We start from the raw sequence: 6346 nt of genomic DNA, 5'->3' as shown, positions 1-6346 counted from the left end.
CTCCGTCCCGCTGACGCGACCGGCCAGGGGCTCTAACCCTGCCGCCACCAAGAGGGAGATGATGGCCACTGGCCCTACCGCCAAGGCGCGGCTGGATCCCAGTAGTCCATAGACGATCACCGGCAAAATACTGGCGTACAGGCCCACTTGGGGGGGCAACCCGGCCAACAGGGCATAGGCCATGCTCTGGGGCACCAACAGAATGGCCACCACAAGGCCGGCGATCAGATCTCCCGGCAAATCTGATCGTTGATAGTGGAAGACCCAAAGGGACTCCTTAGCAAAGGGCAGGTACCGCGCCAGGATCCCTTGCCCCCCAGAGGAAGTAGAAGGGATCCCACTCATAGCGCCTGACCTCGGTTCCAGGGCATGCGAGCCAAGAGCAGAGCCATGCCACAGGTGTTGGTTACACCCGCAAACACCAGCCCAGCGCCCACAAAGCCACTCAGCAGCAGCCACCAGGGGTTGACAAAGGCCCCCAGAAGGGTTCCGGTGAGCACCAGGGATCCCGCCGCAATCTGCACCTGCCGCATGATGGAGATGGGAGCATTTTGGGTGCGGGTAACAGGCAGCTTGGCCGCTTTCCAAGCCTCGATCCCTCCCTTAAGGCTAATGACCTCCGGCCAACCGCGGTCTAGCAACTGACAACCGGCGCGGATGGAGCGGCTGCCCATGCGGCAGTGCAACACCACCGGCTTCTCTGGCGTGGAAGCAGGCACTTTGGCCGGGTCAAAGGTAGATAGGGGCATGTTGATGGCCCCCGGGATCCGCTCATCGGCATATTCTCCCGGCTCCCGCACATCAATGAGCTGGACTCGCCCCTGATCCAGCCACTGTTTTAAGGTCAGGGCATCGATCTCCTTGAGACGGGGATCCCGTTCTTGCGAAGCGGAAGGGATAGGGTTTTGTTGGGTTACGGTCATGGTTGTCTCCTTGCTTCTAGCGTTGTCTAAAATGCAAAATGCAGCGATTTTTGGGATTAATCCCCCTCCTCAAGCAAATGACTGGGCTCACCGGGGTAAAACCGGCTATCCAGGATTTGCTCTGAGGAATAAGGGCAGGTTTTGGGGAAAATCTTTCTGGGCAGCTTGGTCTCCTCCAGGGCCAGCTTCAGCGCCCCCAAGTAAGACTTGGAGATGGCCTCTGGCAAATAGGGCTTGAGACTTGGGCTTTCTTCAAGAAGCTCCAGAACTTCCTGCCGCTGCAGCTGGAGGGTGAGGAGCCAGCTTGCGGATCTCCCCTCTGGCTGGTACTCCCACTTGAGGAGATGCCCAACCAAAACTGCAAGTCGGTTTCGCAGTTCCTGCCGCTGTTGCCTGCCCAACGATTCAATCTCCTCGACTAAATTGGGCAGATCCAGCTTCTCCCAGGCCCGATCCCGCAGAAATTGAGCTTGTTGCTGGATCCAAGCGTAGAAATCGCTCTCATAGAGACTTTCTCGATCCACGCTCAAACTCTCCATTTCTGGCAAGCCAATTGAGAGAAGGTTACCCAGAGCAGCGGGCCCTCACCATCGGAGTTTCACATGGGCTCCCCAGCCGGCGGGGGCTTACCCTGCACCTCGCTGCCCAGAAGGAATTAAACCGCTGCTGCCACTTGGCCGCACTGCTCGTTGGCCGGCACCGCTTCCTGGATCTTCTTCGGCTGGGGCAGGTTGAGGCTGTTCATCAGGGCAATGAAGCTCTCACGGGAACGCAGGTTGCCCGTTTCCGGATCCACAAAGCGCGGGTTCCAGCGCTTCTCCTCGCCAATGGTGGAGACGGTGTGCCCGCGATAGTCGTGGCCAGGATAGACCAGCGTCTCATCGGGCAGCGTAAACAAGTGCTGGGTAACATGGTCGTACATCAGGCCGGGATCCCCGCTTTGGAAATCCGTGCGCCCACAGCCGCGGATCAGCAGGGCATCTCCGGTAAGGACGCGATCCCCATTCACGCGGTAGGTCATGTGGCTGTCGGTGTGGCCCAGGGTAGCGATGGCTTCAATGACGACGGATCCCACTTGCAGCGTTTCCCCATGACCGATGAAACGATCTGCACATTGAGCCTTGGCCTGTACTGGCACCACCCCTTGGCAACCGGTCAGTTCCCGCAGCTTCCCGGTTCCCGTGATGTGATCCGCGTGAACGTGGGTTTCCAGGCAGTACTTCAAGGTTAGACCCAATTCCCGAATCAGCTTCAAATCCCGCTCCACCTGCTCCAGCACTGGATCCACCAGGGCGGCCTCGCGAGTTGTCGGATCCGCGATTAAATAGGTGTAGGTGCTTGTTTCTGCGTCGAACAGTTGGCGAAATAGCATAGTGCCCTCCTGTCTGGTATCGAAAGCCCGACGTGAACTTGGACTTTCTAGGAACACCATATAACTATCTAGTGTTAAAATCAAGTTGCATGGACGGCGCAAGCAGGTTTGTTGATTGGGGAAAAGTCGGTGAGCAGAGCGGATGTGAATGAGTGTCGCACAATCCTGACGCCGCAGGTTCTCAACAGCGTGGCGGAGTACTTCAAGGTTTTGGCGGAACCCAGCCGGCTGCAGATCCTGTGTGAGCTGCGCTCTGGGCCGAAGAATGTAACCCAGATTCTGGAAGCCACCGGCATGGGCCAGGCCAATGTTTCCAAGCACCTGAAAATCTTGGCGCAGGCAGGGATCGTCAGCCGTCAGCCCAAGGGGGTGAGTGTTTATTACCAAATTGCGGATCCCATGTGCTTTGAGCTGTGCGAAGTGGTATGTCGGCAGTTGGTGAGTCGGCTACAACAGCAAGCCCGCCAACTGGAGCCGCTGGCAGCCATTCACCCAGGTCAATCGAGCTGAGGCGAAAATGGTTCTCAAACGGGTTGGGGTTGTCGGGAGCACCTGATGATTAGTCCAGCCCCAGCCGCCGACGAAAGTAAGGGATGGTCTGTTGCAGCCCAACTTGCAGCGGGATCCGAGGCTCCCAACCCAAGAGGGCGCGGGCTTTGCCAATATCCGGCTGCCGTTGTCTGGGATCGTCCGTCGGCAGAGGCCGGTAAACGATGGGAGAAGGGCTGCCGGTGAGGGCGAGCACCTGCTGGGCCAGCTCCAGGATCGTGAACTCCTCTGGGTTGCCCAAGTTAAAGGGTCCGGGGTAGGGGCTGTTCATCAGCCGGATCAAGCCTTCCACCAGGTCGGAGATGTAGCAAAAGCTGCGGGTCTGGGATCCATCCCCATAGACCGTCAGGGGATCCCCGCGTAGGGCCTGGACGATGAAGTTGCTCACCACGCGGCCATCGTCCTCCCGCATGGCAGGGCCGTAGGTGTTGAAGATGCGGGCTACCCGGATCTCCGTCTGGTATTGCCGCTGCCAGTCGAAGGTGAGGGTTTCCGCCAAGCGCTTGGATTCGTCGTAGCAGGCCCGCGGGCCAATGGGGTTGACGTGGCCCCAGTAGTCTTCCGGTTGGGGATGCACTTGGGGATCCCCGTACACTTCTGAGGTGGAGGCCAGCAGGAACCTAGCCCCTGTTTTCTGGGCCAGTTGCAGCAGGTGGTAGGTGCCCCAGACGCTGGTGCGGATGGTGCGGATGGGATCCGCTTGGTAGTGGGGGGGAGAAGCGGGGCAGGCCAGGTGGTAGATCTGCTGGATCCCAGCCTCTGCCAAAGCGGGCGGCAAGGGATCCGCCACGTCGTGCCAGATGAGCTGAAAGGCGGGGTTGTCCAGATGGGCCTGGACATTGAGCTGCCGGCCTGTGGAGCCATTGTCCAGGCAAATGACCCAGTGGCCTTCTTGCAGAAGGCGGGTTACCAAGTGGGATCCGATAAATCCCAGGCCACCTGTAACCAAGATTTTCATGAATTCCCCTTGTTTCTCAGCGCCTACCAGCCCACTCCGATGAGGGTTATGCCCGCCTGCTGCACCGCCTCCCGATCCAGACAGTTACGGCCATCGATGAGCAAGGGCCGCCGCATGAGCTCTGCAATCCGTCGGTAATCCAGCGACAAAAACTCCGGCCACTCCGTCACCAGCACCAGGGCATCGCAGTCCTGGGCCAGCCGGAACACATCCGTTTCCACCACCACATGGGCCAACCCCTCCCGCATCCCCGAGGCGGATACAATCGGATCATATGCCTTGACCTTGGCCCCAAGGCGGTGGAGCTGCTCGATTAAGGTCAGGGAAGGGGCATCCCGCAGGTCGTCGGTGTGGGGTTTAAACGTCAGACCCAGTAGGCCAATGGTTTTTCCCTTGAGCACCTTGAGGGCTTGCTGCAGCTTTTCCACCAGGCGCTGCCGCTGTTCTCGGTTGACCTCCACCGTGGCCTGCAACAGCTTGGCCTCATAGCCATAGTCAGCAGCGGTTTGGATAAGAGCCGCCAGATCTTTGGGGAAGCAGCTTCCGCCCCACCCTATGCCGGCGTTGAGAAAGGCGCGGCCAATGCGCCTATCTAGGCCGATCCCTTCTGCCACCTGGGTGATGTCGGCGCCGGTGCGCTCGCAGATGTTGGCCATTTCGTTGATGAAGCTAATCTTGGTGGCCAGGAAGGCGTTGGCGGCATACTTGATCATTTCGGCAGAAGCCAGGTCGGTCACCAGCAAAGGCACGGGATCCCCTTGCAGGCCCTGCTGGCGGTTGAGGATGGGTTCATACAGCTGCCGCATGATTTCAATGGCGCGGGGGCTGTTAGAGCCAATCACAATGCGATCCGGGTAGAAGGTATCTTGGATGGCACTGCCCTCCCGTAGGAACTCGGGGTTGCTCACCACGTCAAACTGCGGCGTCCAAGGCGAGAGCTCCAAGGTCAGGGATCTGGCCTCAGGATCCCTCCCCACTTCTCGGCTGCTCAGCCGCTGCTTGGCGGCTTCGGCGGCCCCGTCCAAAATGAGCATGCGCACCCAGTCCCCAGAGCCAATGGGCACAGTGGATTTGTTGACAATGACCCGATAGTGCTCGTCCAGATGCTGGCCAATTTCCCGCGCCACTGCTTCCACGTAGCGCAGATCGGGATCCCCGCTGGGCAGGGCCGGGGTGCCCACGGCAATAAACACCACCTCGCTGGCCTGGATCCCAGAGCCCAGATCGGTGCTAAAGTGCAGCCGACCCGCCGCAGTTCCCTCCCGCACCAGCTCTTCCAGGCCGGGCTCGTAGATGGGCAGGCGACCCCGCTGCAGCCCTTCAATCTTGGCGGGGTTGTTGTCCACACAGATAACGCTATTTCCTAGGTGAGCCAGGCAAGCCCCTGTTACCAGGCCCACATAGCCAGCGCCTACCACAGCAACGTGCATACTCAGAGTTCGCTCCCCAATCGGCGGCCACTTGACTAAGCCTTAGCAGCTTGCTTTTAGGGTACCCTCCCTTACCCCTATTGAGGTCGGTGACAGAATAAAGCAGGATATCTGTGGATCCCCGCCCGAGCTGCAGTGAGCTTTCTGGATTCTGCTGCCATAGCCAGCTGCCGTCAGCGCCAAGTGCAGAGGGTGCTGTACGTCACGCTAGGGCTAAATGTCCTGGTGTTTCTGATCAAGTTAATCCTGGGGCTGACGACGGGATCCCTAAGCCTAATTGCCGATGCCCTACACAGCTCCACCGACAGCGCCAGCAACATTTTGGGCTTGGTGGCCATGCGCTTTTCTTCGCCAGAGCCCGATGACGACCATCCCTACGGCCATCGCAAGTTTGAAGCCATTGGAGCGCTGGGGATCGCCGCCTTTTTGGGGATGGCCAGCCTGGAAATCTTGCGCACAGCCGTGGAGCGGTTTTGGGAGCCCCAGCCCCACCTGCAGATTGACGAGCTAACCTTGGGGGTGATGGTGGGGGTGTTGGGCATTAACGTCTTTGTTACCCTCTACGAGCACCGCTGGGGCAAAGCGCTATCCAGCTCGCTGCTGTTGGCCGATGCTCGCCATACCCTCAGCGACGTTGGGGTAACGCTGACGGTGTTGCTGGGGTTGGCCGGCATGCATTATTGGGGGATCCCTTGGTTGGATCAAGCCCTGGCTTTGCCGGTGGCGCTGCTGGTGCTCCGAAGCGGCTGGGAAGTGCTGCAGGAGAATCTTCCCTACCTCACCGACCGGGTGGCGATCCCTGCCGAGGCCCTGCGGGATCTGATCCTGAGCGTGCCAGGCGTGCTCGACTGCCATGACATCACTTCCCGCGGGATCCCAGGGGAAATGGTCTTTATCGAGATGCACCTGGTGGTGGAGCCGCAGGATATCGAGTCCGCCCACCACCTTACCGAGGAAGTTGAACGCCTCTTGCAGGAGCGCTACGGGCCAGCGCGGATCCTCATCCACCTGGAGCCTCGCTCCCATATCGAACAACCCTAGCGAGAGCTTGCCACCTGCCAACAGATAGCCTAGCCAAACCTCAGGGATCCTGATGTTTCCAAAAGAACACCAA

At 59.5% G+C, this 6346-nt stretch carries 8 protein-coding genes; 2 read left to right on the top strand and 6 right to left on the bottom strand.

Features of this window, described 5'->3' with window-relative positions; genetic code table 11:
• The 4 genes from NW819_RS07710 to NW819_RS07695 all read right to left on the bottom strand — a co-directional run.
• Positions 1–345 (bottom strand): SulP family inorganic anion transporter (locus NW819_RS07710; RefSeq protein WP_414413401.1); only part of this gene is annotated, 345 nt, incomplete at its 3' end.
• Positions 342–923, bottom strand: coding sequence for a rhodanese-like domain-containing protein (locus NW819_RS07705; RefSeq protein ID WP_414330942.1), 582 nt, complete (start codon positions 921–923; stop codon positions 342–344). The genes NW819_RS07710 and NW819_RS07705, both read right to left, overlap by 4 nt.
• Positions 924–979: 56 nt before the next feature.
• Positions 980–1447, bottom strand: a complete 468-nt coding sequence (locus NW819_RS07700; RefSeq protein ID WP_414355907.1) for a DUF29 domain-containing protein — start codon at positions 1445–1447, stop codon at positions 980–982.
• A gap of 131 nt (positions 1448–1578) precedes the next feature.
• Complete coding sequence (locus NW819_RS07695; protein WP_414413400.1) at positions 1579–2295, bottom strand: MBL fold metallo-hydrolase; 717 nt, start codon at positions 2293–2295, stop codon at positions 1579–1581.
• 129 nt (positions 2296–2424) lie between these two features.
• Here NW819_RS07695 and NW819_RS07690 point away from each other — a divergent pair, with 129 nt between their 5' ends.
• Positions 2425–2805, top strand: coding sequence for an ArsR/SmtB family transcription factor (locus NW819_RS07690; RefSeq protein WP_414373502.1), 381 nt, complete (start codon positions 2425–2427; stop codon positions 2803–2805).
• A 49-nt stretch (positions 2806–2854) separates the two neighbouring features.
• Here the strand turns inward: NW819_RS07690 and NW819_RS07685 are convergent, their stop codons facing one another.
• Both NW819_RS07685 and NW819_RS07680 read right to left on the bottom strand, forming a co-directional pair.
• On the bottom strand, positions 2855–3802 hold the full coding sequence (locus NW819_RS07685; RefSeq protein ID WP_414413399.1) for a UDP-glucuronic acid decarboxylase family protein: 948 nt from the start codon (positions 3800–3802) through the stop codon (positions 2855–2857).
• A gap of 23 nt (positions 3803–3825) precedes the next feature.
• Positions 3826–5232, bottom strand: a complete 1407-nt coding sequence (locus NW819_RS07680; protein WP_414373498.1) for a UDP-glucose dehydrogenase family protein — start codon at positions 5230–5232, stop codon at positions 3826–3828.
• 135 nt (positions 5233–5367) lie between these two features.
• On the opposite strand from NW819_RS07680, the gene NW819_RS07675 reads away from it, so the two are divergent.
• Positions 5368–6273, top strand: a complete 906-nt coding sequence (locus NW819_RS07675) for a cation diffusion facilitator family transporter (RefSeq protein WP_414413398.1) — start codon at positions 5368–5370, stop codon at positions 6271–6273.
• Positions 6274–6346 lie beyond the last annotated feature (73 nt).

Origin of the sequence: Synechococcus sp. R8-2, from assembly GCF_047461715.1 — a bacterium.
Taxonomy (GTDB): Bacteria; Cyanobacteriota; Cyanobacteriia; order Thermostichales; family Thermostichaceae; genus Thermostichus.
Note: the sequence above shows the minus strand (reverse complement) of the source record. Positions and strands in the feature narration are given on the sequence as shown.